The following is a 26,175-nucleotide window of genomic DNA, read 5'->3' as shown; positions in this document are numbered from 1 at the left end:
AGGCCGCCGACCGCCCACTGGCTCATGATCCAACCCGAACCAGTGCGCGCTCGGCCGCGGGCACGAGCAGCACCGAGGCCGGAGCATGGTGCAGCGCGTTGCTGATGACCAGCCCGAACCGGTCGGGCGGGCTGGAAGGGGATCGGCCCAGCACGAGGAGATCGGCGTCGATCCCGCCGCCCACCAGCTCGTGCGGCCACATCCGCAGCAGCCGGGTCTCGACGGGCAGCCCGGGATGCCGCAGCTGCAGCCGCCGCCGTGCCGTGGCCAGCAACCTCTCCCCCTGCTCGAGTGCGGTGTCGATGCCGACGCTGCGCTCCCCGAACGAGCGCGGGACGCCGTGCGCCAGCACGAGCGGCCCGCCGAGCTGCGTCGCGACCTCGGCGGCGACGCTCAGCAGGTCGTCATCGACGCCCAGCAACCCGGCCACGACCAGCGGCGACCGGGCGTGGAGGGGCTCGGCGCGGGCCAGCGCCAGCGCGTGGACGGGAGCGAGCTGCTGGGATCGGACCCACAACGAGCGTCCGGTGGCGCGGCACCACCGCGGCACCCAGTCCGGCGGCGCCGCGGTCTCGACGACGACCGCCGCCGGCACGGTTCCCGCCCCACTGCGGCGAGGCGCGATGTCGGTGTCCATGGCTCCTCCGCAGGCGTCGATCAGCTACCGGCAGGGTCCGGCAGCCGGGGCGCGACCCGGAAGGGCCGGTGGTCCCACGTGACCGGGACCAACGCAACGAGCCGATGTCGCTCACGGCCCGGCGGCCAGGGTCCCGGGCACCGCGGACCTTCGGCTCTGGCCGGGGGGATCGGGCCCTGCGCAGGGTGGGGCGGGAGTGCACCCGCCCTGGAGGAACCGTGTCCGCACCGACCATCCGCCCGCTCGCGCCCGAGCCAGCAGCCACGCAGCCGCCGGATCCGCGCGAGCCGATCGCTCGGCTGCTGCGTGATCTGCGCTCCGCTCCGGACGGGCTCTCCGCCCGGGAAGCGGCCCGGAGGTTGGAGCGCTACGGCCCCAACACGCTGCGGGTGCGCGGCGGCCGGACCTGGCCGCGGGCGCTGGCCCGCCAGTTCACCCACCCGCTGGCGCTGCTGCTGCTGCTGGCCGCGGTGCTCGCGGTGGTTGCCGGCACGCCCGCGCTGGCCTGGGCGATCCTCGCGGTGGTCGTGCTCAACGCCGTGTTCGCGTTCGTGCAGGAGCACCAGGCCGGACGGGCCGTCGAGGCGCTCGGCCGGTACCTGCCGCCCCACGCTTCCGTCCGCCGGGACGGCATCGTGGGCTCCGTGGCGGCTTCCGACCTCGTGCCGGGAGACGTGCTCGTCCTCGCCGAGGGCGACCGGATCCCCGCCGACGCCCGCCTGCTGGTCGGAGACCTCGAGATCGACGCCTCGGCGCTGAGCGGGGAGTCCGCAGCCGTGGACCGCTCGGCCACTGCGGTGGACGACGCCACGCGCCGGCTCGACTCGCCCGTGCTCGTCTGGAGCGGTACCGGGTGCGTGGCCGGCACCGCGGAGGCGGTCGTGCACGCCACCGGCGCCCACACCGAGATCGGCCGGATCGCGGCGTTGACCGGGCCGCGCCGGGCGGGGGACAGCCCGCTGGAGCGCCAGGTCCGCCGGGTCGCCTACCTCATCGCCGGGGTGGCGGTCGCAGTCGGGATCGCGTTCCTGCCGCTCGGCGTCGCCGCCGGGCTGAGCTGGCCGGAGGCGTTCGTGTTCGCCGTCGGCCTGCTCGTGGCCAACGTCCCGGAAGGGCTGCTCCCCACGATCACCCTCGCGCTCGCCGGTGGTGTGCGGGCGATGGCCCGCCGCGGCGCGCTGGTCAAGCGGCTCTCCGCGGTCGAGACGCTCGGCTCGACGACGGTGATCTGCACCGACAAGACCGGCACGCTCACCGCGGGGGTCATGCACGTCGTCGAGATCCGGGACGGGCGCGGTGCCGTGCTGAACGTGCCGGGTGCGGATCTGGCAGCGGCCGTCGCGCGCTGCTCCACCGCGGACGCCGCGGCGCGCACGGGTGACCCGACCGAGCTGGCGCTACTCGACATGGCCGCCGCGGCAGGCGTCGACGTGGCTGCGGGAGGCCGCGACGCGGACCGGCTGGTGCTGTACCGGTTCGATCCACGCCGCAAGCGGATGGCCACGCTGGACCGGGTCGGATCGGGTCAGCGTGTGCATGTGAAGGGCGCGCCCGAGGAGCTGCTGCCCCGCTGCACGCTGGCCCCCGGACAGCGCGCGGAGCTCGCGACGGCCATCGAGGCGATGACCTCGCGGGCCTTGCGCGTGCTGGCGATCGCGCAGCGGGACTGGACATCGACGTCGCCTCCGGACCGCGACGCCGCCGAGGGGCCCGGTCTGGAGCTGCTCGGGCTGGTCGGGCTGCTCGACCCACCCCGGCCGGAGGTGGCCGTCGCCGTCGCCGACTGCCACGCGTCGGGCATCCGGGTGCACGTCGTCACCGGCGACAACGGGCGCACGGCCACCGAGATCGCGCGCCAGGTGGGTATCCGTGCCGACCGCGTCGTCGACGGTACCGCGCTCGACGCCATGCCCGACAGCGAGCTGGACACGCTGCTCGCTAGCGACGAGGAGATCATCTTCTCGCGCGCGGCGCCGGAGGCGAAGCTACGCATCGCCGACGCGCTGCGCTCCCGTGGCCACGTCGTCGCGATGACGGGGGACGGCGTCAACGACGCTCCGGCGCTGCACCACGCCGACATCGGGGTGGCCATGGGGCTCAGCGGTACCGAGGTGGCGCGTGAGGCGGCCACCGTCGTGCTGACCGACGACAACTTCGCCACCGTGGTGGCGGGTGTGGAGGAGGGCAGGCGGGTCTATGACAACGTGCGCAAGTTCGTGCTCTACATCTTCGCCCACGCCGTGCCCGAGGTCGTTCCCTTCCTGGTGTTCGCGCTCTCGGGTGGCCTGATCCCGCTGCCGCTGACGGTCCTGCAGATCCTCGCGATCGACCTGGGCACCGAGACGCTGCCCGCGCTGGCGCTGGGCCGCGAGCCCGCCGAGCCGGGCTTGATGGCCCGGCGGCCGCGCCGGGCCGGCCAGAACGTGATCGACCGGTCGATGCTGCTGCGGGCGTGGGGACTGATGGGGGTGGTGTCCGCGGCACTGACGATGGGGCTGTTCCTGCTCGTGCTGCTCGGTGCGGGGTGGACGCCCGGCGCACCGACCGGTGCCGGGACCCCGCTGCACCTCGCCTACCTGCAGGCCACGACGGCCAGCTTCGCCGCGATCGTGGCCTGCCAGATCGGCACCGCGTTCGCCGCCCGGACCCAGCGCAGCTCGCTGCGCAGCATCGGCCTGTTCACCAACCCGCTGCTGCTGGGCGGCATCGCCTTCGAGCTGCTGTTCGCCGCGGCGCTGATCTACCTGCCGCCGCTGCAGGCGCTCTTCGGCACCGCCGCCCTGCCGGGATCGGTGCTGGCGCTCCTGCTGCCGATGCCGGTGCTCGTGTGGGGGATCGACGAGGTCTACCGGGCCGTCCTCCGGTCGCGGGCAGCCCGGCGGGAGCGATCGTGAGCCGGCTCGAGCACACCTGCGACGCGGTCGCGGTGCGGGATCGCGGGAACGCCCGCGCGTCGATCGAGACGATCACGTCCGTCGCCGCCCAGATCGCCGACGTGCGCGCCAGCCTGCTCGGAGACGCTGCGGCGACCGCCACCGACGCTGCCGCCGTGGACGGCGCGATCGATGCGGCGCTCGCAGAGCTGAACGGCGCGAGCGTGCACGCGTTCATCGGGGTGCTGGTCGAGCGGATGGTGCGCGAGCAGCTGCACCTGCCCCGGGCCGGGCTCGGACGCGGGACCGCGCTGACCGACGACTCGGTGGTCGTGACCCGCGACCGCTAGGTGGCCGCCGTTGACAAGGTCCTGATCGCGGCCGCGCGCCCAGATCGTCCCTGGCGGCGCCGATGCGAAGCCTGCGAGCAGCGCCTCGGTGCTGCCGCCCGTCCAGGTACGTCCCGTACACCGGCCCGGAGCGTGGCCATCGACCATCCTGTGTCAACAGGCTCTAGGGTCAGCGCGGCGGAAGGCTGCCGGCGATCAGCTCGGCCAGCTCCATCGTTCGCTGCGCATATCCCCACTCGTTGTCGAACCAGCCGAACACCTTGACGAGGTTGCCTGTCGCGAGGGTGAGGCCGCTGTCGAGGACGCACGAACTCCGCTCGCCGAGCACGTCGCGGGAGACGACCGGCGCGTCCGTGTACCGGAGGATGGCTTTGAGCCGGCCATCGGCGGCGGTGGCGAAGGCCTGGTTGACCTCGTCGACCGAGACGTCGGAGGTGAGCTGCGCGGTCAGATCCACCAGCGACACGTCCTCGACGGGCACGCGGACCGCGGCGCCTCCGATGCGCCCCGCCAGCTCCGGGAGGACCAGCGGGACCGCCAGTACCGCGCCCGTGCTGGTCGGGACCATGTTCGCGGCAGCGGAGCGGGCCAGCCGCAGGTCCTGGTGCGGCCCGTCGAGCAGGCGCTGGTCGGCGGTGTAGCTGTGCACGGTGGTGAGCAGCCCGCGGGTGAGACCGAAGGACTCGTTGAGCACCTGGACCATCGGAACGGCACAGTGCGTGGTGCCGCAGGCGCCCGAGACGATGTCGTGGCGGGCGGGGTCGTAGGTGCTCTCGTTGCAGCCCATCACGATCGTGGCATCGGCGTCCGTCGCGGGAGCCGCAATCACGACCTTGCGGGCACTGCCGCGCCTGATGTGCACGGCGGCGCGTTCGCGGGTGCAGAACCGTCCCGTCGCCTCGATCACGATGTCGACGCCGGCCCCGCGCCAGTCCACCTTTGCCGGCGTCGCCTCGTCGAAGACGCGAACGGACCGGCCGCCCACGGTCATGTGCCGGTCGCCGGCCGCCACGTCGACCGACCACCGTCCATGGGTCGAGTCGTTCTGCAGCAGGTGCGCCAGCGTGGCGTTCGGCGCCACGTCGTTGACCGCCAAGACCTCGATGCCCGAGCCGGGGCGCTCGACGATGCTGCGCACCACCGCGCGGCCGATCCGGCCCATCCCGTTGATCCCGATTCCGACGGTCATCTCGTCCCCTCATGGCCGTGTAGCCGATCCGTCGTCGCCGACACGGTGCGCGGCGGCCGAGAGCGTGCGGGTGCGGGCGTCCCCTACGGCCGATGGGAACCGGCTGAGGGCCGGGCCGGGGGGGTCTGGCAGGCCCTTCCTATTGCCGGACCGCCGTCGTTCCCGGCCGCCCGTGGATCGGCGAGGTCACGACCATCGGGCGTCGCTCCCGGGACCGGGAGGAGTGCCGGCTCGGTCAGGACGAGCCTGCGGCCGCTGAGCATCTGCAGCGGAATGGAGATGGTGTGTGCTGTGCGGTCCGGGGCCCAGGGGTCGGGCTGGAGTTCGGCGAGCTCGGCCAGCCGGGCGGGCTCGACGACCTCGTAGGCCTGACCGACGCCCAGCACGCTCCACCCGGTGCGGGTCGCATGGTCGATGTCGTCGACCTCGAACGCGACGACGGCGTGTCGGGTGGCGGCGGCCAGCTTGCTCCCGTTGCTCGTGCGGAAGACGACCTCCTCGCCATCGAGCACGAAGTTGACCGGCTGGGCCGACGGGAGCGCGCCGTCGGTGAAGACCACGCGGCCGATGACGGCCGAGCCGAGCAGCGCGATGCACTGCTCCCTGTCGAGCATGACGAGCTCATTGGACTGCATGGGTTCACCTCGGCATCCGCGACTGTTCACGCCAGCATGCGCAGTCGCCGCCGCGATGATCAGGGTCGAAGGTCCCGAATTCGCAAGCCGGTCATCGGCGTGCGGCGGCCGGTGCGGCGCGCCAGACCGCGGAGGCGAGCTCGACCGACTCGGTGATCGTCCCGCGCGTCGGAACGGTGACGGCCTCCGGCCATGCCTGGGCCACCTCCGCCATCGCCAGTGCGATCGGCGTGGTGGCATCCGACGCGGTGTGACCGCGCATCGCGATCCGCCGGCCCGCGGTCTCCGCGGTTGCCCGGCAGTGCAGGCGGGCGAGGTCGCTGTGGGTGCGATGGGCGAGTTCCACTGCGGCGTCACGGTGGCGTTGCGCGGTCCACGAGGCGTCGAGCACGACGGACTCGCCGCGGCCGAGCAGCAGCGCAGCGCGGTCGAGCAGTTCGGCGTAGGTCGCGTCGATCCGCTCCGGCGCGTAGAGGCCCTCGCCGTAGGCCGCTGTCGCCGGGGTGTCGGGGTCGATACCGGCGACCTCCTTGCGGAGCCGGTCGCTGGAGATCAGCACCGCACCGAACCGGTCCGCCAGCGCGCCACCGAGCGTGGTCTTGCCGGTGCCGGGCAGCCCGCCGACCAGCGCGAGGCGCACGGCGCCGCACTGCAGGTGCCGCAGGGCCAGCCCCGCGTACGCGACGGCGGTCTCGGCGGCCCCGGCGTCGCCCTGTGCGTGGCGCAGGCAGGCCACCTTCGCCCGCACGACCGCGCGGTAGGCGATGAAGTGGTGGCGCAGCGCCGTCGGCGCGTCGTCGCCGGAGAACTCGACGTAGTCGTCGAGGAACTGCGTGGCGAGGTCGGCGCGGCCGAGGTGCTCGAGGTCCATGGCCAGGAACGCGACGTCGTCGAGGCCGTCCACGTGGCGCAGGTGGTCGTCGAACTCCAGGCAGTCAAGCGCCCGCGGACCGTCGTCGAGGCAGAAGACGTCGGCGGCGACGAGGTCGCCGTGGCCGTCGACGATGCGGCTCCTGGCCAGGCGATCGGCGAGGAGCGGACCCCGACCGTCGACGAAGCGCAGTGCCGCCACCTCGATTGCGTGCAGGACCGCCGCGTCGAGGACGGTGCCGGCGAACGGAGCGAGCTCAGCCAGGTTGGCCACCCAGCGGCGGCGCAGCGCGGCGGCCGTGCCGTCGGCGGCGACGGCCGGGCCGCGGTCGGCCGCGGCGTGGAAGACAGCCAGCTGGCGGGCCAGGGCGCGCAGGGCGTCGCCGACGGGCTCGCCCGCGCCGATCAGCGCCGCCAGGCAGCGCTGCGCGGGCATCCTGCGCATCACCACGAAGTGCTCGACGGGTCCGACATCGCCGGAGCCGGGCATCAGATCGCTGGTTCCGAGGTAGACATCGGGCGCGAGCCTGCGGTTGAGCTCGATCTCGCGACGGCAGGCGGCCAGCCGCAGCGCCGGGGTGGAGAAGTCGAGGAAGGCAGTGCGGACGGGCTTCTTCATCTTGTAGGCACGATCACCCACGAGGAACACGGTGCCGATGTGGGTCTCGTGGACCTCGGCGGGGGGAGTCACCACAACTGGGTCCGATCATGAGGGTCGACGTAGTCCGCCGAGTGGTGAGCCGACGAGGCGGCCGGCACGAGATCGCGGTGCACCACCGTGACCGGGCAGGCACTGGAGCGCAGCAGGCCGCGGCCGACCGATCCCGCCACGGCGCGGGCCGCTGCGCTGCGACCCCGGTGTGCGACCACGACCATCTGCGCCTCGTGGGCGGCGTGCAGGAGCTGTTCTGCCGGGGTGCCATGCACGACGCGGACCTCGACGGGTACGCCCGGATGGCGGGAGCTCCAGGGAGCGAGGGCGGCGAGATCGACCGGGGCCGGATCGGCTCCGCTCGGCGACGGGAACGGCCGGGTGTGCAGGACGACCAGACGGGCGTCGTGCACATCGGCCTCGGCGAAGGCGACCCGCAGCGCGGCAGCGTCGGCGGGCGCGCTTTCCACGCCCACCACGACGATGGCATGAGCGCCGTCCGTGCGGTGGCCGCGGCGCACCACGGTGACCGGGCAGTGCGCCGCGCCCGTGACAGCGGGCGCGACCGAACCCAGTACGACGTCCCCGGTTCGCTCACCGATGATGCCGATCACCAGCAGCCCGGCGTTCTCGGATGCCCGCACGAGTCCGACGACCGGCTCATCAACGATCAACTCGGTGTGCGTCTCGACAGCGGGTGCGCGGCGGTGGGCGACGGTGAACGCCCTGGCGAGCAGGGTGGCGGCCCGCCGCCGTCCCGGAGCGTCCGTCGCGTAGGGCGCGGCGTGCACGATCCGCAGCGGCACCCCACGGGCCCCGGCCTCCACCACCGCCCACTCGACGGCGTGCAGCGCCGTTGCCGTGCCGTCGGTGCCGACCACGACGGTCCCGGCAGGCGCGGTGCTGTTGGTGTTCACGTCGGGTTCCTCTCCTCGCTGTGACCCGATCAGCGTCGCGTGTCGAGCGCCCGTCCCGGCAGGGCCGGTGGCCCCGACCTGGGGGGCCGGTGTGCCCGGGAGTCACTCGCCGGCCGGGAGGGGACATTGGGCCCTGGTGACGGCCGGGTGCTCCGGCGTTCGCTGGGACCCACCACGTCGCCCGACCCGAGGACGACGACCGCGAGCGATCAGCCAGAGGAGGAACCCGTGCGGGTTCGAGAGATCATGACCAGCCCGGCCGTCGTCCTCGCCCCGGAGCTGGCGGTGAAGCGAGCAGCAGCGGTGCTGGCGCTGCACGGCTTCACCGGAGCGCCCGTCGTGGACGGCGCCGGACACCTCGTCGGCGTCGTGAACGAGCAGGACCTGCTGGCCGACCGGTTCCCGCCCGACCCCAGGACGCCGATCCTGGAGCGGCCGGCGCGTCCCGTCGCGGACGCCGTTTCGGACGTGATGCAGCGCCACGTGTTCGTCGCCGACCCGCAGGAGTCCGTCGCCGATCTCGTCGCCGTCCTGCGGTCGGCCGACGTGCGGTCGGTGCCCGTCGTCGAGAACGACGTCGTCGTCGGTGTTGTCACCTACCGCGATCTCGTGCGGGCGCTCGCCCGTGACGACGTCCTGATCGAGGCCGACGTCCGGCGGCGCCTCGACATCTTCGGCGGCATCGGGCAATGGGGCGTGACCGTGCGGGACGGAGCGGTGACGCTCACCGACGACCACGATGACCCGGCCGACCGTGGGGTGGCGATGCGGGTGGCCGAGTCGGTCATCGGTGTCACGCGGTGCACGGTGGTGAGCCGCCAGCCCTGCTGACCGCCCCGCTCGGCCAGGTGGCCCCCTTCCGGATCGGACGGGGGCCACCTGCCGGTTCCGATGTCCCGGCTCAGGTCCGTGCGGCCGACGTGCACGTCGACGCGAGGTCCGCGGCCCAGCGCCGGATCCGGGCCGGGTCGCGGAAGTCGCCTGCGAGCTCTCCCTGCGCCATCCGCTTCGCGACGAACCCGCGGGCGGTGGCGGGATCGAGCACGCCGCCGAAGGTGACCGGGGGGTCGGCGTCGATCGTGGTGCGCAGGCGGCGCACGACCGCCGGCTCCGGCTGATCCGGTTGGGCGGCGTCCTTCCCGCACGGGCCGGACTGGAACAGCCGCACGGTGCGGCCCTGCAGCGCACCGCGATGCCGGCGCAGGAACCGCACGGCATCGCGCCGCCAGCGGCGCGCATACAGGGCGCTGCCCAGCACCACGACCTGGTACGGGTCGACATCGCGGACCTCGCCTGCGGGTCGGACGTCGACCTGCAGGCCCCGGGACCGCAGCTCGTCGCCGATCATCGTGGCGATGCCCTCGGTACCTCCCATCCTGGTCGCGAAGGCCACGAGGACGCGGGTGCTCGCCGAGGTCGGTTGGGGCGGGTTGGACATGGCTGTCTCCGATTCAGGCTGTTCGGTGCTGCAAGTTCGGCATGACCACGTCGTGCAGGGCGCGCCGCGGTGTCGGCGGCAGCTCGGCGGCACCCGCGACGGGCCAGCCCACCCGGATGACGAGCTGCGGGACCTCGGGCACCCGCAGCACGTCCCGGGCCAGGCTCCTGCGGGCGGACTCGACCTCCAGGGCCTGGCTGAGCGGCGTGGTGGCCAGCCCGAACCGGGTGGCGGCGAGCAGCACGGCACTGGCGGCCTCCCCGGCCTGCAGGCGGTCGACCGGTGTGTCGCCTTTCGTCGTGATCACGGTGAGCGCGGCGCCGTCCTGGGCGTCGAGCGCGTACCGGGTCCGCGGCGCACGGTCCTGCTGGGCGGACGGGAACCGGCGCAGCGGCCCGGCGCCGGACGGCACGGCGATGCTGGCGGCCGGGATCCCGTCGCGCGCGGCGTGGTACCGGTGCGTCCATTGGCGCAGCTCGGCCGCGTAGCCCGGCTCGTGGCGCTGCCGGTCGGCCGCCTCGGCGAGGTTGCCCAGCAGCCGGCGGACCTGGGCCTCGTCGCGCATCAGCACCAGCGTGGCGCCCTTGCGGGCAGCTTGATAGGCGAGTGCGTGCAGGACTCCGGGACCGACCGGATCCGGACTCATCGGCCGCCGGTCGGTCCGCCGCCGTCCGATCATGGCGGCGAGTGACGCGTCGATCCCGTCGCCGTGGTGGGCCGCGGTCCGGATCGTGGCGAGGTGGCTGCTGTCGTCCGGGTCGGGCAGCCGGTGCACGGTCGCGCCGATCCCGTGCCCGGCAAGGGTGACGACCAGGTGGTGCAGCGCGGCGCCGCAGCTCAACAGCAGGTCCCGGCCGTCCGGATCGGTGATCGGCAGCCGCCGGTCGCGGTCGGCGTAGAGCTCGACGACATCGGGACCCAGCAGCCATCGCCAGGGCTGTGTGTTGTGCACCGACGGAGCCCGCACGGCGTACGCGACAGCCCGCAGGAGGTCGTCGCGGCTCACGTCCACGGCGTCACGTCCGTGTCTCGGAAGGGGTCGGGGAGGGGGTCTCGGAGCGCCGCCCGGCGATCGCAGCGATGTCATCGGCGGTGGCGTCCAGCAGCATGTGGCTCAGCTCCGAGAGCGCGCGTGCCACGGCGAGCTCGTCCCCGATCTCGGGCACGTCCCGATCCGTCGGGTTGAGCCGGGCCCGCCCGGTGCTCCGGAGGCTCGCCCCGTCGCGGGTGTGCAGCTGGGCGACGGCGCGGGTGCTGCCGTCGTGCTCGTCGATGACGATCTGCACGGTCCAGCGCTTGGTCTCGTCCATGACGGGTCCCCGTTCTCGGCGGATGGATTTCCTGGATGGTGTGGGTCGACCGTCGCGCACCCGAGCGGTGGGCGCACCGGTCCGACGGGGTGCCCCGGTGGGGCCGAGGGACCCGTGGTGCTCGGGACCAGTGCCGCTGGTCTGCGCGCGCCCGAGCGGCGACGGTGGGCAGGACCGGACCGGAGCGCAGGCCAACCCGGCCCGCCATCACGAGGAGTCAGCCATGATCGTCGAACACACCGTGGACCGCCGAACCCTGCGCAGCGCGATCGAGCTGGCCTGCCACGCGCCGTCGCTGCACAACAGCCAGCCGTGGCGGTGGCTGATCGGCCCGCACACCGCGCACCTCTACGCCGACCTGCGCCGCTGGCTGCCCGCGACGGACAGCGAAGGCCGCGATCTCGTCATCAGCTGCGGTGCGGCACTGCACCACCTGCGGGTGGCGCTGGCCGCGTCCGGGGTGACGGCCAGGGTGCACCGGCTGCCCAACCCTGGCGAGGAATACCACATCGCGTCCCTCGAGCTGCGCACCGGTATCCCGGCCGACGCCGACCTCAGCCTGGCCTCGGCCATCACGGCGCGGCGAACAGATCGGCGCCTTTACGGGGACTGGCCGGTGCCGACCGGGTTCGTGGAGAACCTCGTCACGAGGGCCGCCGCCCAGGGTGCGGTCCTGCGGCCCATCGGCGACGGCCGGTCCCGCGATGTCGTCGTCGCCGCGCTGGCCGCCGCCGCCGCCGAGCAGGATGCGACACCTGGCTACCGGGCCGAGACCGCACTGTGGACCGGGCGCTCCGCCTGTGCCGACGGCATCCCGGCAACGAACCTGCTGCGCGACGCCGCCGGCACCGGCGACGGCACCGCGCGCGAGTTCACCGAGGGTCTGATCGAGCAGCGCTGGGCGCGCGCCGATGGCGCGAGCCTCTTCGTGCTCGGTACCGCCTCGGACGATCGGCTGTCGCAGCTGCGGGCCGGGGAGGCGCTCAGCGCGGTGCTGCTGCATGCCACCGAGCTGGGGCTGGCGACCTGCCCGCTCAGCCAGCCGCTCGAGGTCGACGCCACCCGGATGATCCTGCGGGACGAGGTGCTCGGCGGGACGCTGTCACCGCAGCTGGTGCTGCGGATCGGCTGGGCCGTCGATCGCACGTCGCTGCCGGCGACCCCGCGCCGCCCGCTAGACGAGACCGTCGAGCTCCTGCCCTGCTGAGACCGGGCCTGCCGAAGCCGGGCGGGGTCGTGGCGCGGCGCCGCCATGGTCACCGGCCCCGGGCCGTCCCGGCGACACCGGCGAGCGCGACCACCAGCCCGACGACGACGAGGATCACCGGCAGGACGAGCGACCAGCGCAGCGTCAGCAGGTCGAGCTCCTGCAGCAGGAGCGCCACGCCGCCGAGCAAGATGGCGAGGCCGGCGCCCAACACGGGCGCGGGATGTTCAGGTGCGGGCATGGAACACCTCCACGTCGCCGGCGCCCACGTCGAGCACCACCGACACCGGCGCGGTCGACGTGTCGGCCCAGTCGATGTCCACGCCCTGCCGCACGGCGACGCCGTCGACGGTGAGGGTGCCCATCACGACGGTGGCCGCGACGTGCACAGCGGCCTCGCTGGGCACCCGAACCACCACATTGCCTGCTCCCAGCTCGACGTCGAGCCGGCCCGATGTCGGCAGCTGCGTCCGGGTCAGGTCGACCGTCACCTCACCGGCGGACAGCCGTGTGGAGCTGGGCCATTCGCGGGGACCCGGCGTCACCACGACGTCACCGGCCGGTCCGGCGAACCGGCTCGCACCGACGCCGATCGCCGTGGCGATGATCAGCATCGCGACGCCGAGCACGACCAGCATCCCGCGTCCGCCACCGCCGGCAAGGCTCGCGATCAGCGCCACCCCGATGACGATCGCTGCGGCCGACGGCGCGAGGTTCCACGGCACGGCTGTGCCGGTCCGCTCGAGCAGGAGACCGATCCCGGCCGCCGCGATCAGCACGCCGACCACGACCCGGTTCCATCGGACCTCGGGCCGTGGCGGCGGCCGGTCCCCTCGCTGTTGCTGATCGGGCACGGCAGGTGTGGTCGTCATCGCGCTCACCGCTTCGCCGAGATCAGCAGGAGTGCGCCTGCCGCCACCACGACGAGCGGCCAGAAGATGTCGGCGCCGAACCAGGGCATCCACTCGTGCATCAGCAGCAGCGCGCCGAGACCGACAAGTGATGCCCCGACGGCGATCGCCACCGAATGTCGGTTCGCGGCGGTGGCCGTCCGCTCCGGTTCGGTCTCGCCGGCCTCGGGGATCACCACCCAGGCCACGATGTAGGCCACGATGCCGACGCCGCCCGACAGCGCGAGCGCCACGGCCGCGATGCGCAGCAGGACGGGATCGACGTTGAGATAGCGCGCGATGCCGCCGCACACCCCGCCGAGCATCCGGTCGCGCCTGCTGCGGTACATCCGGCGTACCGGTGCGGGCGATGGCGCGGGTGGGCTCGCTGGGGGTGGTTTTGGGGCTGGCTCGGTCACGGTTCCTCCACGGGGCCGTCCGGTGCGATTCCGTCCGGTCGAGGGTGGAGTCACCACCGCCGCGGTGTCCCGGGCCGAAGGACCCGCAGCCGCGCGCCGACCGACCCCGTCACGACGACACGGCGGGCTCCGGCATCAGCAGGTCGGCCACGGCCCGGCGCGGTGTGGCGGCGACGGGCCACCCGCGTCCGATGCGCAGCACCGCCTGGGGTGGTCGCGTCCCGCCGATCAGGCGGCGGAGCTGCTCCCGGAACCCGGTGACCTCCACGACCTGGGACAGGAACGAAACGGCGAGGCCACGGGCGGTCGCCGTGAGCAGGACGCGCTGCAGTGCCATCCCCACCTGGATCTCGGCGCGCTCCCCGCTGAGGTGCGAGGTGAGCACCGCGATGAGCGGATCGCTCTCGAAGTCCTTTCCCGGCAATCGAGCGGGGGCGCTGTCGCCGGCGAAGTCCCGCATCGTCCACCGATCCTGCGCGGCGGGCCGGGGGCCGCCTGCGCCGGCCGGCACCCCGTCGCGGCGATCGGGCGAGACGGCGGTCCAGCGGCGCAGCTCCTCGGTGAAGGCCGGATCGGCGATCTGGACCTGGTGGGCTTGTACGGCCAGCTGCTGCAGCCGGGAGCGATCGGCGACGTTCTCGACGACCTGGAGCCAGGCACCCTCGTCGAGGGCGGCCTTCTTGAGCGCGTACTGGTCCTGCGCCTCGACCGGGACGTCGGTGAAGGGACGGCGGTTCGTGCGGCGCAGTGGGACTGCACGCAGCAGCTGCAGCACGGCAGGGGTCGGTATCTTCCGGCCGCCGTGGCGCACTGTCGCGATCAGATCGGGCCGATCCGCGTCGGGGAGCACCGTCACGAGCGGCCGGATGCCGTGGCCCTGCAGCGCGAGCCGCAGGTTGAGCAGGGCGGCACCGCAGGCGATCCGCATCTCGCGCCCGTCGGGATCCACAACGGGTAACCGCCGGTCGGGATCGGAGTACAGCTCGATGACGGTCGGCGTCACGCGGAAGCGCCAGGGCTGCGTGTTGTGCAGCGACGGGGCTCGTGCGGCCGTCGTGAGCAGGCCTGCTGTCTGTTCGGCGTCGAGGCCGAAGGTCGCCGGAATCCTGTCCATCACGCAAACACACCTCCATCGGTCGGTAGCCCGACACGAATGGCCGAACAGGATGTGACTGTGCCGCGTCGGCTGCGCGCCCGGTACGGCCGAAGGGCCCCAGGACGCCCTGCCGTGCGCCTCGGGGCGGCCCGATGCGGCCAGGAGAGGCCGTTGGACCCCCTCGACAGCTGACCGCAGGCACTGCCGGTGCCGCCGCCGGGTGGCGACCCTGGGCCGAGGGCCGGCTGGCGGCCCGGACGGAGGCGGCGAGATGAACGGCAGCAGCAAGGACCGGCGTCCGGTCGTGGTCGGGGTCGACCACTCGGACTCTGCGCGCGAGGCGGCGGAGTGGGCAGCTGACATCAGCTCGATCTGGGGAGCACCCCTGCACCTGGTGAACGTCGTGCCGGGTGCCTCCGACGAGGCACCGCTGACCCCGATCCCGTCCTGGCTGAGCGAGTTGCGGGTCGCCACCCGGCGGGCGGGAGCCGATCCCGATCTCCCCGAGGTCGTGCCGGGCAGCACCGTCGAGCTGCTGTCCCAGCGGGCGCGTGGGGCCCGGCTGCTGGTGCTCGGCAGCTACGGGGACGGGGCGTGGTCGGGCATGCTGGCCGGCTCCGTCGCGCTCGCACTGGTGGGCCGGGCCACGTGTCCGGTCGCCGTCGTCCGCGGTACCGCGCCGCAGCTCGCACCACCCCGCAACGGTCCGGTCGTCGTCGGTGTCGACGGATCCCCGTCCGGCCGGGCCGCGCTGGCGCTCGCCGCGGACCTGGCGTCCTCCCTCGGAGCCGGCCTGGTCGCCGTGCACACCTGGTCGGACGTCGTCGCCGGACCCGACGGCGCGGCTCGCCGCTGCGTCGCGGACGCTCCGGCGCTGGCAGCCGCGGCGTCGGCGACGCTGATCGCCGAGCTGGCCCCGGTGCTCGCGGCGCATCCGGATCTGCCTGTTGAGCGCCACGTCGTCGGCGACACCCCGCTGCGAGCACTGCTCACCGCGGCCCGGAGAGCGCGCATGATCGTCGTCGGCCAGCGCGGGCATCGGCCTCCGGCCGGGATGCTGTTGGGATCCACCAGCCAGGCGCTGGTCGAGTTCGCGCCCTGCCCGATCGTGGTCACGCGAGCGGACCCGGAATCGCTGGTCGTCGTGTCCGGTGCCGATGTCGCCGGGGCCACGTCGTGACCGAGTTCGGGGCGGTGGCCACCGCCGTCATCGGGCTGCTGCTCGCGGTCCTGATGTCGGCATGGGCGCTGGTGGCCGTGCTGCTGCTCGCGGTGGCGAGGGGCGTCACCGCGGTGGTCACCTGGCACCGCTGAGCCGACGGGGAACTGAGCCGACGGGAACGGGGGCCGACGGGAACGGGGGCCGACGGGAACGGGGGGTCGTCGGTACCGGAGGACCGGGACCCACGGCCCTGACGGCCCGCCGCCGCAGGCGATGGACTGAGACCATGAGCGCACCGACAACGGATCCCGCCCCCACCGGCCGCCGCGCACTGCTCGCGGACGGGACCGTCGTCCACGTCCGGCGCCTGCGCCCCGACGACGGACCGGTCGTGGCCGCACTGCATCGGGACCTGCCGGCACCGGACAACTACCTGCGGTTCTTCACCGCGTCGAGGATGAGCTCGGAGGCGCTTGCCGCCATGTTCGCGGCCGAGGGCGTGGTGGCGTTCGGCGCGTTCCGGGACGGGCGGCTGCTGGGTGTGGCGCACTACCGCCTCGCCCCGGCCGGCACCGACCCCGAGGTCGCCGTCGCGGTCGCGCACGGCGACCAACACCACGGTGTCGCATCGCTGCTCCTGGAACACCTCGTGGCGGCGGCCCGCGACGCGGGCGTGCAGCGCCTGAGTGCCGAGGTCCTCACGACCAACCACACCATGATCCGCGTCCTGCGCGACAGCGGTCTCCCGCTCAGCTCCACCACCGAGCACGACGTGCGCCACATGGTGCTGTACCTCCCGCCGATCACCGGCTCGGGGTTGCGGTCGGAGGAGTACGCCGACGCAGTGCTGGACCGGGCCGCCCACGCCGACCTGGAGAGCCTGCGACCCGTCATGGCTCCCCGATCGGTGGTGGTGATCGGTGCCGGGCGGCGCCCCGACTCGGTCGGCAGGCTCGTGCTGCGCCAGATCGTCGAGGGCGGGTTCACCGGCCCGGTCCACGTCGTCAACCCGCATGCCGCCGCGGTCGGAGGCGTCCCGTGCCGTCGAGCCGTCGCCGACCTTCCTCACGGCATCGACACGGCCGTGCTGTGCGTGCCGGCGGCGGCCGTTCCGGACGTCGCCGAGCAGTGCGGCCGCCAGGGCGTCCGGGCACTGCTGGTGATCACCGCGGGTGTGACGACCGATCCTGACATCGCTGCCCGGCTGGCGGCGGTCCTGGACCGGTACGGGATGCGCATGGTCGGCCCGAACTGCGTCGGCCTGATCAACACCGATCCGGCCGTGCGGTTGCAGGCGACGTTCGGCGGGCCCGCCCGTGCGGGAACGGTCGGGCTCGCCGCGCAGTCCGGGGGAGTGGCCATCGCGCTGACCGCCGAGCTGGACCGGCTCGGGCTGGGCGTCTCGACGGCGGTGTCGACGGGGGACAGCGTCGATGTCAACGGCGACGACCTGCTCCTGTGGTGGGCACAGGACGGGCGCACCGAGGCCGCCGTGCTCTACCTCGAGTCGCTGCGCCGACCCCGCCAGTTCGCTCGCCTCGCCCGGCGGCTGGCCGGGCGCATGCCCGTGCTCACCCTGCGGTCGGGCAGCTCCGACGCCGGCCGCAAGGCCGCCGCGTCCCACACCGCAGGCACCGCCACCCCGCGGGTCGTGCGGGATGCGCTGTTCGCGCAGGCCGGAGTGCTGGCCGTCGACGAGCTGGGCGAGCTCTCCGGGGTGCTGGCAGTGCTGTCGTGGCAGCCGCTGCCGGCCGGGCCACGGGTGGCCGTGCTCAGCAACGCCGGTGGGGCCGGAGTGCTGGCCGCGGACGCGTGCGCCCGCTACGGGCTCGTGGTGCAACCCCTGTCCCCGGCGACCCGGGAGGGGCTGGCCGCGCTGCTGCCGGACACGGCGGTGGTCACCAACCCGGTCGATGTGACCGCGACGGTGAGCGCGGCGGCCTACGGGCGGGTGGTCGAGCGCGTGCTCGCCGACCCGGACGTCGACGCGGTGCTCGTGATCTCGGTGCCGACGGGCGCCGGGGACCCACTGGCGGGCATCGTGCCCGTTACCGACGGCCGTCCGGGCAAACCGGTGGTGGCAGTCCGGCTCGGCCAGGCCGCCACCGTGGAGCGGCTCACCGTCCTCGGTGCCGCCACCGACGTCCCGGTGCCGGCGTTCGCCGATCCGGCAGCCGCGGCCCGCGCGCTGAACGGCGCCGTTCGACGCGCCACCTGGCTGCGCCGCCCACCCGGACTGTCCCGCCCGCCGCGGCGGGTCGACGCGACGCGGGCGCGCGAGGTGGTCGACACCGCGCTGGTCGCCTCCCCGCAGGGCGGCTGGCTCGAACCGGAGCAGGCTGCCGAGCTGGCCGCCGCCGCGGGCCTTCCGCTGGCGGCCACGACCGTGGTGCACAGCGTCGCTGCCGCCCTGCGGTGCTGGCGCGACCACGGCGGTCCGGTGGCGTTGAAGGCCGACGTGCCGGGGGTGCTGCACAAGAGCCGGGAGGGGGCGGTCCGCACCGGGCTCGACTCTCGGCAGCAGATCGCCGAGGCCGTCCGCGGGTTCCGCACCCTGTTCGGCGCCCGGCTGCGTGGGATCGTGGTGCAACCGATGGCCTCGGCCGGGGTCGAGCTGCTGGTCGGTGTCACCGGGGACGCGCTCTGCGGACCGCTGCTGACCGTCGGGCTCGGTGGCACCACGACAGACCTCGTCGACGATCGCAGCCACTGCCTGGTCCCGGCGACCGACGCCGATCTCGACGAGCTCGTGGACGGCCTGCGGGCGGCACCCCGGTTGCTCGGCGGTGATCACGGCTCGGCACTGCGCGCTTCGCTGCGCGATGCGGCAGCACGGTTGGGCTGGCTGGCCGATCAGCTGCCGGAGGTGGCGGAGGCCGAGATCAACCCCTTGGTCGTCGGGCCCGAGGGCGCCGTCGCGGTGGATCTGCGGATCCGTCTCGAGCCGGCGCGGGTCACCGACCCGTGGCTGCGGACACTGCCGGTCTGACGTCCCCGGCCGCGCCAACGCAATGGCCACCGCGCCGATGCCGAAACGTGGGCGCGGTGGCCACGTGGTCGGCGCGGTGGGGGAGCGGGGCGGCCGGTCAGGTAGCCGCGGTTGTGCCGAGCACCGTCGCCGGGACGTCCGGTCCGTTGGACCCGGGGCCCCGCGGATGCGCACATCCGGGCCCAACGTCCCGGGCCGACGGGTCCAGCGGGACTGCCGCCGTCCGCCGGGCCTCGTCAGAGTTCGGAGGCTGGTAACCCTGAGGAGGAGCTGACATGAACGGTGAGCAGGCTGGACGGCCGATCGTGGTCGGAGTGGACGGGTCGGGATCGGCGGTGGCGGCCGTGCGCTGGGCGGCCGCGGAGGCCGGTCGCCGGCACGTGCCGTTGCGCCTGGTCAGCGCCGTCCGTCCGACGCCGGTCGGCGAGCCGGGACTCGGCGCGGAGTACCGGCAGTCGATGTGGGGCTACGCGCACGACCGTCTCACCGAGGCACGTGCGGTCGTGGCCGAGGAGGCTGCGGCGACCGCTGTCGAGGACGTCGTGCTCGACGGGAACCCGGTGAGCTGCCTGCTCGAGCAGGCCGGGTCGGCCACGCTCGTCGTCATCGGCGACCGGGGCCTCGGCGGGATCACCGGGCTCCTGCTCGGCTCGGTCGCCTTCGGACTCGCGGCGCGGGCGACGTGCCCGGTCGTCGTGGTCAGGGGCGAGGTGCCTCCGGGCGGGCCGGTCGTCGTCGGTGTCGACGGGTCACCGGTGAGCGAGGCGGCGTTGGCGTTCGCCTTCGAGGAGGCCGGGTCCCGAGGCGTAGCGCTGGTAGCCGTCCACGTGTGGGTCGACACGATCCTGCACCCGGCCACCGCCCAGTCCTGGGAGTGGGAGCGCGTCGAGCAGCACCAGCACGACATCCTCGACGGCCGTCTTGCCGGCTGGGGACACAAGTACCCGGACGTGGAGATCCGCAAGATCATCGCCCGGGATCGGCCGGCCTCCGTACTGGTCGAGCAGTCAGCGGGTGCGCAGTTGCTGGTGGTCGGCTCGCGCGGCCGCGGTGGGGTTTCCGGCCTCGTGCTTGGCTCGGTGAGCCACGCCGTCCTGCACGGTGCCGAGTGCCCGGTCGCGGTGGTGCGCAGCGAGGAGGTGGCGCCGGCGTGACGTACCCCTAGGCCGGACGCCCTTGGCCGGACCTATCCGTCGAGAACGCACCTACGGTGATCAACAGAGCCTGTTGATCACCGTAGGTGCGTTCTCGACGGTTCTGGCACCGGGCATGGTTCGCACTCCTCGTCGCGGGCGCTGGAACTCAGCCGTGGTGCAGGACGGGGGTCGCGCCGGCCAGCGCCCGGGTCAACGTCCGGGGGTGGCCCAGGTCGTCGGTGCTGACGATGCCGACCAGATGACCGTTGTCGACGATCATGACGGGGCGCCCGCCGTCCTCGGACAGCAACACCGCCACGTCGGCCAGGTCGGCGTCGGGACCCAGCGTGCTCGGAGTGGGCACCATGACCCCGGCGACCGTTGCGTCCGCCGAGTGTGTCGAGGCCAGGTCGGCCCGCGTCACGATGCCGAGCACCGCACCCTCGGCCGTGACCACGGGCGCGACCTCGAACCCGTTGCCCGTCAGCAGCTCAGCAGCGGCGGCCACCGCCTGGTGCGGTCGGACCGACATCACGGGACGGCTCATCACATCACGGGCTCTCATCACGAACTCCCCATCGTTGGTCGGTACCCCCGAGAGTGCCGCCGCGGAACGGGGCGGACCAGGGCCGACCGGCAGGGGTGACGGCGGCACTCGGCCCGCTTGCCGCCCGAGGCGGGCGGCGGCCGCTCGCCTCGGGCCGCGCACGTCCAATGGCCCGGTCGAGAGGGGTCGTGTGCCACTCGCGCCGCGGCTGTCCGACCGGTCAGCCTGGAACTCTGCCGATGGAGGGAACCGTGATGAGTGCGGATGGGAATCGTCGGAGCGTGGTCGTCGGTGTCGACGGCTCGCCCGGATCGTTGGACGCTGTGCGCTGGGCCACGGCGGAGGCGGCACGTCGCGGCGCACCGCTGCGCCTGGTGACCGCCTTCGACCAGGCCGACGATCGGCTCGTCGGTCTGCCGGGAGTGGGGTCGCGGTACCGCGACATCCTGCTCGAGCAGGCCGAGGAGGCCTTGAGCGCGGCTGCGACGTTCGCCGCCGAGCTCGAGCCCGATGTCGAGGTCGAGACCGCGCTCGTCGTGGGCTTCCCCATCGGGACGCTCGCGGCGGAGTCCCGGCACGCGCGACTGCTGGTGGTGGGGGATCGCGGGCTCAGCCGGATCGTGGCGGCGATGACCGGCTCGGTCGCCGTCGGGTTGGCCACCCACGCGAAGTGCCCGGTCGTGGTGGTGCGGGACGTCACACCGGCCACCGCCGCCCGCGCGCCGGTCGTGGTCGGTGTGGACGGCTCGCCGGTCAGCGAGGCGGCGATCGCGTTCGCGTTCGAGGCCGCCTCGGCCCGGCACGCTCCGCTCGTCGCCGTCCACACCTGGGGAGACCCGCCCGCCGATGCCAGGACCGCCGTCTACTGGGACGTCGTGGCCGCTGATGCGAAGGAGTTGCTCGCCGAGCGCCTGGCCGGATGGAACGAGAAGTACCCCGACGTCCATGTCGAACGGGTCGTGACCCACAGCCGGCCCGCGCGCAAGCTGCTGGCCCTCTCCGAATCGGCGCAGCTCGTGGTGGTGGGGTCGCGCGGGCACGGCGACCTGACGGGGTTGCTGCTCGGATCCGTGGCCAATGTCCTGGTGCACCGTGCCGGCTGCCCGGTCGCGGTGGTCCGGTCCGACCGTTCCGGATGACCATCCGCAACGACGTTGATCTCTGTCGCTGATCAGTGTGCGAGATCCGGGACGGTCCGGACGATCTCGGTGACGTCGTCGAGCAGGATGAGCGCGTCCGGAACGGCCCTTGCGACACCGGTGACGAAGTCGTCGATCGCCTCCGCGTCCCCGGCGATGACGACCATCGCTGGTGCTCCGCCCAGCGGGGGTGTCGTGCAGTACTCCTCGATTCCGGTCGTCAGGCGGTAGCCGGTGACGCCGGAGAAGGTCGCGGCCAGCGGCAGCCCGTTGGCGTAGGCGAGTCGCACGATCTCGTCGGCGAGCCGATGCGGGTCGCAGGCCCCGCCCGCCATGATGATCATGGTGAGCCGGCGCGTGCGGCACGTGCGGGTCACTTCCTGGTCAGTCACGCAGATCCGCCAGGCTGATCGGGCGGCTGGGCAGCCAGGTGCGCCGCACGGGGTCCGGCGGGGGAACCACGATCACCGGGCACGGCAGGTGGTGGGCGAGCGCGAGCGCCGGGGACGGAGCGATCCCGTTGAGGACGGTTCCGTGCGACGGGTGTCCGAGCACCATCAGGCGGGCCCGATGCGCGAGCGCGTGCAGCAGCGCGGCGCACCGATCGTTCGCCACGACCGTGTCCACGTGCACCTCGGGGTAGGCCGCGACGAACCTCGACAGCTGCTCGTGCAGCGCGTGGCGCACGTGCTCGTCGGCGGCGTCCCACCGGGCGATGCGCCCGGGCAGCAGCGCGCCCAGATCGATGAGCGGGTCGGTCCAGGCACGCACCACCAGCAGCCCGGCGTGGCGGGACGCCGCCTCGGCGAAGGCGAAGGCGAGCACCTCGTCGCCCGTGTCCGGACCGACGCCGACGACGACGGGAGCGGTGTCGGCGGGGTGGTGCGGCGTCCCGGCCGGAACGGTCGAGGGGCGCTCGGGGCGCTCGGGGCGCTGGGGCACGACGACGACCGGGCAGTATGCGGTGCGGATGAGCTCGTCCGTTTCCGTCGTGGCCTCGCCGACGACCAGCAGGCACGCATCCACCGAGGCGAGGGCTGCGGCGCGGGCAGGCGACTCGGTCGCCACCTGAGCCGTCACGCGGACCCCCGGCGCGATCCGGCGCGCGCGGGTGCGCACTGCGGCGAACGCGGAGTGGCAGGCCAGCGAGCGGTGCGGGTCGTCGGGGAGGACGACGTGTAGGTCCACACCGCGCCGGGCCGCCTCGTGAGCGGCCCAGCCGACGGCTTCGTCGGACGGAACGCCGGGCGTGACGTCCACGACGACGGGCTTGCCGTGAACCGCGGGCTCGGGCTTGCCGGGGCCCCCGGGACCCGGCGTCGCCTGACGGGGGGCGGAACCTACCGCCGCGCGCGGGTGGTCGTGATGCGATCGCCGATCAGCTGCCATGTAGCGATGGTGCGGGGTGGCGGTGTCCGCCGGCAGGGCCGTTGGGCCGTGTCTGCGGGGCCGGGTGGACCCCCGTCGCGGGCAGGGTCCGCAGCCAGTGCCGGATGTGCATCGCGAGCTCACCGGGCACCTGCAGCTGCGGCATGTGGCCGACGCCGTGCATCTCGATGTAGCGCCAGGCGGGGCGGTGGCGGATCGTGGCACGCGCTGCGGTGACCGGGACGAGCGGGTCCCGGTCACCGTGCACCAGCAGTACGGGTACGCCGATCGCGGCCATCGCCGATCGGTAGCGGCGCCTGCGGGCGAGCACCCAGGCCAGCGACCGTGAGGTCGACAGGAAGGCCCGGTCGACGCCGCTGACGCCGGCCCGGTGCTCGGCGAGCGCCACGAACCGCTCGAGAAGCGATGCGGGCAGCGTCGCGGGATCGATCCCGCACAAGTCGAGCGTGGCCGCGACAGTGCCGCGCGCGCCCAGGCGCTCCCGCCGGGAGCGCAGCAGCCGCTCGCCCACCCCGGGGACCGCATGCGCGAGCAGCAGCGCGGTGGTGGCGGGCGATCGCAGGATGCTGGTGGGGGCGGGCAGTGCCGGGTCGAGCAGGACGAGCCCCCGGACCAGTGCGGGCGAGCGAGCCGCGAGCAGCATGGAGACCATGCCGCCCATCGAGTTGCCGACCAGCACGACGGGGCCGGCGCAGACCGTTCTGATGAACCTGGCGAGCACCTCGACGTCGGCCGGCACCGTCGTGCGGTGCCCACCGGACTCGCTCAGGCCGAAGCCGGGCAGATCCACGGCGAAGACCCTGCCGTGCGGGGTGAGCTCGGGCGCCAGCAGGTTCCAGTTGAGGTGCGATCCGCCGAGCCCGTGCACGAGCACCATGACGGGCCCGTCGGGCCGCCCCCCGAAGTCCACGTAGTGAACCGGTTCGTCCAAATGGATGATCTTGCTGTGGCCGTCGACCGGCTGCTCGTCCATGGCTGCTGCTCCTCCATCGGGTGCACCCGACGATCCGTGGTGCCCCCGGTCATGTGCAGGGGCGTTCGGCCCGTACCCGCAGGACCGACGCCGCCGTTGCGCGGTGGCGGCCGGCCGGTGATCGGCTCGCAGCGCTCATCCGGCCGCCTCCACCTCGGTGCGCATCCAGCCGAGGATGTGCGCGGCCAGCGCCACGGGAATCTGCAGCTGCGGCACGTGTCCGACCCCGGCGAGCTCGACGTAGCGCCACGACGGGTTGCGCCGCGCGGCCTCCCGCGCGGCGGCGACGGGGACGAGGCGGTCCCGGTCGCCGTGGACCAGCAACACCGGAATCCTCAGCGCCGCCATCGCCCGCCAGTACCGACCGGACTGCGCCAGCACCCAGGCCAGCGAGCGGATCGCGGTCAGGAAGGCCCGGTCCATGCCGGCGACGTCCCTGTGGTTCGCGACCAGCGCGACCGAGCGGTCGAGCAGGTCCGGTGGGACCTGTGCGGGATCCATCCCGCACAGCCGCAGCGTCCCGTTCACGATGGCACGCGCCCCGACGCGGTTGCGGCGGGCCCGCATCACCTGCTCGCCGACGCCCGGCACCAGCATGGGCGTGAGCAGGCTCGCGGTGGCGAGCTGACGTGGCCGGCGGACCTGCGGCGGCATGGCTGGATCCACCAGCACCAGGCCGCGCACCAGCTCGGGCGCGCGCTCGGCGAGCAGGATGGAGATCATCCCGCCCATCGAGTTGCCGACCAGCACCACCGGCTCTCCGGCGACCTCGCGCACGAAGCGCTCGAGGACCCCGGTGTTGGCGGGAACGGTGGCGTTGCGGTGCCCCGGCTCGCTCAGCCCGAATCCGGGCAGGTCGATGGCGAGCACGGTCGCGAACGGGGTGAGCAGCGGTGCGATCAGCTCCCAGTTCAGGTGCGACCCACCCAACCCGTGCACGAGCACGACGGTCGTACCGGGCCGGCCGCCGAAGGCGACGTAGTGCACCGGGCCGTTGAGGTCGATCTCGCGGTTGCGGCCGTCACGCACGGGTCCGCTCATGGGGTCTCCTCGGATGTCGCTGTCGATGTCGCAGTTGACTGATCGCCTCGAGTCTGGCTCCGGCACCGGCCCCGCACCCGGGTCGGAGGGCCCGGGTGCGGGGCGCGGGTGCCGGTGACCGGCGGGCCGATCGGCCCTGATCGACGCTCCATCGGGGCCGGCACCGGCTACCGTTCGGCCCTGCCGCGAGTCCGTCGCCCGGGGCCATGCTCGCGTGGACGAACCGACGGCGGAGCAGGAGGCCACCATGACCGGGGGCGCTGCGGCGGGGAGCGCGGCCGCCTGTGCGCTGGTGGTGGGCCACGACCGCGGTCCCGCAGGCGCCGCCGCACTGGGCGTCGCGGTGGACCTGGGCCGGCGGCTGCACGCCCACCTGCACGTGGTGCACGGCATCACCCTGCTGGACTACCCCGTCGACCCCGATGCGGCGGATTGGGAGCAGGCGGCCGTCCGCGTCCTCGACGAGCAGCACGACCGCGTCGAGGCGGCACTCGCCGGGTACGCCGGCAGGTGGACCTACCACACGGGGCGCGGTGACCCGGTCGCTGCGATCGATGGCGTCGCCGATGAACACGACGCCCTGATGATCATCGTGGGGAGCCACGGCGAGGGACCGGGGGCCGTCATCGACCGCCTCATCGGCGGATCGGTCTCCCGCGGCCTCCTGCGCCGCCGCCACCGTCCCGTGCTCGTCGTTCCGGCCCGAACGCCCTGACCGGCGCATCCGTTCCCTCCCGAGCTCTCGGACACCGCCCTGGGCCCGTTCGACCGATGGACTTTCGGCCCTACCGGGTGGGACCCGGTGGCAGACATCGTCGGCGCTCCTCCCGGAGCAGGCCCGTCCGGCACCCGACCAGCATGGAGCCCGGTATGACTCTGCACGTCGCCATTGCCGATCGAGAGCCGATGCCCCCGCACCCGGATCCCGCCGTCACGTCGGCCATCGCCCGGCTCACGACAGAGTTCGCCGGACGGTTCCGGCATGCCCTGATCACGCGGACGGTGGTGGGGGCCCGCGGAGAGCTCGCCGGGTCGCCGGTGCCTGCGCTGCCGGAGCTCGTGGAACGGCTGGCCCGCGAGCGGCTGCGCCAGGCCGCGAACCCCGGTGGGATGCCGCGATGATCCGGGCCGTGACCCATGACCGCACAACCGTTCGGAGGGGCATCATGTCCGCAGCCATCGAACGCGACGGTGCCGATCCCGATCCGCACTGGCGGCGGGGCGCCACCTGCGTCGAGGAGGATCCCGAGCTGTTCTGTGTGCCACGAAGACGGAGAGCGAGGTCGAAGTGTCATAGGTGACCTTGGTCGATGTCG

28 protein-coding genes are annotated in these 26,175 nt (G+C 73.8%); 11 read left to right on the top strand and 17 right to left on the bottom strand.

Features of this window, described 5'->3' with window-relative positions:
• Window positions 1-22: 22 nt before the first annotated feature.
• Window positions 23-637 (bottom strand): universal stress protein, encoded by a 615-nt coding sequence (locus ACFPFQ_RS15750; RefSeq protein WP_379619340.1) that lies wholly within the window; start codon window positions 635-637, stop codon window positions 23-25.
• A gap of 218 nt (window positions 638-855) precedes the next feature.
• Here ACFPFQ_RS15750 and ACFPFQ_RS15745 point away from each other — a divergent pair, with 218 nt between their 5' ends.
• The gene (locus ACFPFQ_RS15745; RefSeq protein WP_379619338.1) at window positions 856-3,531 is read left to right on the top strand and encodes a cation-translocating P-type ATPase; all 2,676 of its coding nucleotides are present in this window, start codon (window positions 856-858) and stop codon (window positions 3,529-3,531) included.
• Window positions 3,528-3,860 carry a three-helix bundle dimerization domain-containing protein gene (locus tag ACFPFQ_RS15740; RefSeq protein WP_379619336.1) on the top strand — a complete coding sequence of 111 codons (333 nt, stop codon included), beginning with the start codon at window positions 3,528-3,530 and terminating at the stop codon, window positions 3,858-3,860. The genes ACFPFQ_RS15745 and ACFPFQ_RS15740 overlap by 4 nt, the downstream gene beginning before the upstream one ends.
• 169 nt (window positions 3,861-4,029) lie before the next feature.
• Here ACFPFQ_RS15740 and ACFPFQ_RS15735 read toward each other — a convergent pair whose 3' ends face one another.
• The 4 genes from ACFPFQ_RS15735 to ACFPFQ_RS15720 form a co-directional block, all read right to left on the bottom strand.
• Window positions 4,030-5,049 (bottom strand): type I glyceraldehyde-3-phosphate dehydrogenase, encoded by a 1,020-nt coding sequence (locus ACFPFQ_RS15735; RefSeq protein WP_379619334.1) that lies wholly within the window; start codon window positions 5,047-5,049, stop codon window positions 4,030-4,032.
• Window positions 5,050-5,132: 83 nt separating this feature from the next.
• Window positions 5,133-5,684, bottom strand: coding sequence for a pyridoxamine 5'-phosphate oxidase family protein (locus tag ACFPFQ_RS15730; RefSeq protein WP_379619332.1), 552 nt, complete (start codon window positions 5,682-5,684; stop codon window positions 5,133-5,135).
• Between the two features lie 91 nt (window positions 5,685-5,775).
• Complete coding sequence (locus ACFPFQ_RS15725; RefSeq protein ID WP_379619330.1) at window positions 5,776-7,245, bottom strand: AAA family ATPase; 1,470 nt, start codon at window positions 7,243-7,245, stop codon at window positions 5,776-5,778.
• On the bottom strand, window positions 7,242-8,123 hold the full coding sequence (locus ACFPFQ_RS15720; RefSeq protein ID WP_379619328.1) for a universal stress protein: 882 nt from the start codon (window positions 8,121-8,123) through the stop codon (window positions 7,242-7,244). The genes ACFPFQ_RS15725 and ACFPFQ_RS15720 overlap by 4 nt, the downstream gene beginning before the upstream one ends.
• Window positions 8,124-8,351: 228 nt before the next feature.
• Here ACFPFQ_RS15720 and ACFPFQ_RS15715 point away from each other — a divergent pair, with 228 nt between their 5' ends.
• Window positions 8,352-8,954 (top strand): HPP family protein, encoded by a 603-nt coding sequence (locus tag ACFPFQ_RS15715; RefSeq protein ID WP_379619326.1) that lies wholly within the window; start codon window positions 8,352-8,354, stop codon window positions 8,952-8,954.
• Between the two features lie 70 nt (window positions 8,955-9,024).
• Here the strand turns inward: ACFPFQ_RS15715 and ACFPFQ_RS15710 are convergent, their stop codons facing one another.
• From ACFPFQ_RS15710 to ACFPFQ_RS15700, 3 genes are read right to left on the bottom strand one after another with little or no spacing between them, the layout of a single operon-like run.
• Window positions 9,025-9,561, bottom strand: a complete 537-nt coding sequence (locus ACFPFQ_RS15710; RefSeq protein ID WP_379619324.1) for a flavodoxin domain-containing protein — start codon at window positions 9,559-9,561, stop codon at window positions 9,025-9,027.
• 13 nt (window positions 9,562-9,574) lie between these two features.
• Window positions 9,575-10,573, bottom strand: a complete 999-nt coding sequence (locus ACFPFQ_RS15705; protein ID WP_379619322.1) for an Acg family FMN-binding oxidoreductase — start codon at window positions 10,571-10,573, stop codon at window positions 9,575-9,577.
• 4 nt (window positions 10,574-10,577) lie between these two features.
• Window positions 10,578-10,871: a DUF1876 domain-containing protein gene (locus ACFPFQ_RS15700; RefSeq protein ID WP_379619320.1), complete on the bottom strand. Its 294-nt coding sequence runs from the start codon at window positions 10,869-10,871 to the stop codon at window positions 10,578-10,580.
• 223 nt (window positions 10,872-11,094) lie between these two features.
• Between ACFPFQ_RS15700 and ACFPFQ_RS15695 the strand changes: the two genes are divergently transcribed.
• A complete protein-coding gene (locus ACFPFQ_RS15695) occupies window positions 11,095-12,078 on the top strand; it encodes an Acg family FMN-binding oxidoreductase (RefSeq protein ID WP_379619318.1) in 984 nt (327 codons plus the stop codon).
• Window positions 12,079-12,127: 49 nt separating this feature from the next.
• On the opposite strand, the gene ACFPFQ_RS15690 is transcribed toward ACFPFQ_RS15695, so the two are convergent.
• From ACFPFQ_RS15690 to ACFPFQ_RS15675, 4 genes are all read right to left on the bottom strand, one after another.
• Entirely contained in the window at window positions 12,128-12,319 is a 192-nt protein-coding gene (locus ACFPFQ_RS15690; protein ID WP_379619316.1) for a hypothetical protein, read from the bottom strand.
• On the bottom strand, window positions 12,306-12,950 hold the full coding sequence (locus tag ACFPFQ_RS15685; RefSeq protein WP_379619314.1) for a hypothetical protein: 645 nt from the start codon (window positions 12,948-12,950) through the stop codon (window positions 12,306-12,308). The genes ACFPFQ_RS15690 and ACFPFQ_RS15685 overlap by 14 nt, the downstream gene beginning before the upstream one ends.
• A gap of 5 nt (window positions 12,951-12,955) precedes the next feature.
• The gene (locus tag ACFPFQ_RS15680) at window positions 12,956-13,387 is read right to left on the bottom strand and encodes a PspC domain-containing protein (RefSeq protein WP_379619312.1); all 432 of its coding nucleotides are present in this window, start codon (window positions 13,385-13,387) and stop codon (window positions 12,956-12,958) included.
• 109 nt (window positions 13,388-13,496) lie between these two features.
• Window positions 13,497-14,501, bottom strand: a complete 1,005-nt coding sequence (locus ACFPFQ_RS15675; protein ID WP_379619310.1) for an Acg family FMN-binding oxidoreductase — start codon at window positions 14,499-14,501, stop codon at window positions 13,497-13,499.
• 253 nt (window positions 14,502-14,754) lie between these two features.
• On the opposite strand from ACFPFQ_RS15675, the gene ACFPFQ_RS15670 reads away from it, so the two are divergent.
• The 4 genes from ACFPFQ_RS15670 to ACFPFQ_RS15655 all read left to right on the top strand — a co-directional run bounded on the left by ACFPFQ_RS15670 (window position 14,755) and on the right by ACFPFQ_RS15655 (window position 19,788).
• Window positions 14,755-15,663 (top strand): universal stress protein, encoded by a 909-nt coding sequence (locus ACFPFQ_RS15670; protein WP_379619308.1) that lies wholly within the window; start codon window positions 14,755-14,757, stop codon window positions 15,661-15,663.
• Window positions 15,660-15,797, top strand: coding sequence for a hypothetical protein (locus ACFPFQ_RS15665; RefSeq protein ID WP_379619306.1), 138 nt, complete (start codon window positions 15,660-15,662; stop codon window positions 15,795-15,797). Before ACFPFQ_RS15670 ends, ACFPFQ_RS15665 begins: the two co-directional genes overlap by 4 nt.
• A gap of 134 nt (window positions 15,798-15,931) precedes the next feature.
• Window positions 15,932-18,634, top strand: coding sequence for a GNAT family N-acetyltransferase (locus ACFPFQ_RS15660; protein WP_379619304.1), 2,703 nt, complete (start codon window positions 15,932-15,934; stop codon window positions 18,632-18,634).
• 275 nt (window positions 18,635-18,909) lie between these two features.
• Window positions 18,910-19,788, top strand: coding sequence for a universal stress protein (locus ACFPFQ_RS15655; RefSeq protein WP_379619302.1), 879 nt, complete (start codon window positions 18,910-18,912; stop codon window positions 19,786-19,788).
• A gap of 148 nt (window positions 19,789-19,936) precedes the next feature.
• Here ACFPFQ_RS15655 and ACFPFQ_RS15650 read toward each other — a convergent pair whose 3' ends face one another.
• Window positions 19,937-20,335 carry an HPP family protein gene (locus ACFPFQ_RS15650; protein WP_379619300.1) on the bottom strand — a complete coding sequence of 133 codons (399 nt, stop codon included), beginning with the start codon at window positions 20,333-20,335 and terminating at the stop codon, window positions 19,937-19,939.
• A 263-nt stretch (window positions 20,336-20,598) separates the two neighbouring features.
• On the opposite strand from ACFPFQ_RS15650, the gene ACFPFQ_RS15645 reads away from it, so the two are divergent.
• Entirely contained in the window at window positions 20,599-21,456 is an 858-nt protein-coding gene (locus ACFPFQ_RS15645) for a universal stress protein (RefSeq protein ID WP_379619298.1), read from the top strand.
• A 32-nt stretch (window positions 21,457-21,488) separates the two neighbouring features.
• Here the strand turns inward: ACFPFQ_RS15645 and ACFPFQ_RS15640 are convergent, their stop codons facing one another.
• The 4 genes from ACFPFQ_RS15640 to ACFPFQ_RS15625 all read right to left on the bottom strand — a co-directional run bounded on the left by ACFPFQ_RS15640 (window position 21,489) and on the right by ACFPFQ_RS15625 (window position 24,859).
• Entirely contained in the window at window positions 21,489-21,848 is a 360-nt protein-coding gene (locus tag ACFPFQ_RS15640; RefSeq protein WP_379619296.1) for a DUF190 domain-containing protein, read from the bottom strand.
• Window positions 21,841-22,716, bottom strand: coding sequence for a universal stress protein (locus ACFPFQ_RS15635; protein WP_379619294.1), 876 nt, complete (start codon window positions 22,714-22,716; stop codon window positions 21,841-21,843). Before ACFPFQ_RS15635 ends, ACFPFQ_RS15640 begins: the two co-directional genes overlap by 8 nt.
• A 118-nt stretch (window positions 22,717-22,834) precedes the next feature.
• Complete coding sequence (locus ACFPFQ_RS15630; RefSeq protein WP_379619292.1) at window positions 22,835-23,818, bottom strand: alpha/beta fold hydrolase; 984 nt, start codon at window positions 23,816-23,818, stop codon at window positions 22,835-22,837.
• Between the two features lie 135 nt (window positions 23,819-23,953).
• The gene (locus ACFPFQ_RS15625) at window positions 23,954-24,859 is read right to left on the bottom strand and encodes an alpha/beta fold hydrolase (RefSeq protein ID WP_379619290.1); all 906 of its coding nucleotides are present in this window, start codon (window positions 24,857-24,859) and stop codon (window positions 23,954-23,956) included.
• Between the two features lie 214 nt (window positions 24,860-25,073).
• Here ACFPFQ_RS15625 and ACFPFQ_RS15620 point away from each other — a divergent pair, with 214 nt between their 5' ends.
• Together ACFPFQ_RS15620 and ACFPFQ_RS15615 are read left to right on the top strand one after the other, a co-directional pair.
• Complete coding sequence (locus tag ACFPFQ_RS15620; RefSeq protein WP_379619288.1) at window positions 25,074-25,574, top strand: universal stress protein; 501 nt, start codon at window positions 25,074-25,076, stop codon at window positions 25,572-25,574.
• 155 nt (window positions 25,575-25,729) lie between these two features.
• The gene (locus tag ACFPFQ_RS15615; RefSeq protein WP_379619286.1) at window positions 25,730-25,981 is read left to right on the top strand and encodes a three-helix bundle dimerization domain-containing protein; all 252 of its coding nucleotides are present in this window, start codon (window positions 25,730-25,732) and stop codon (window positions 25,979-25,981) included.
• Window positions 25,982-26,175: the final 194 nt, after the last annotated feature.

Source organism: Pseudonocardia sp. GCM10023141 (assembly GCF_042653605.1).
This window is presented reverse-complemented; position numbering and strand designations above follow the sequence as displayed.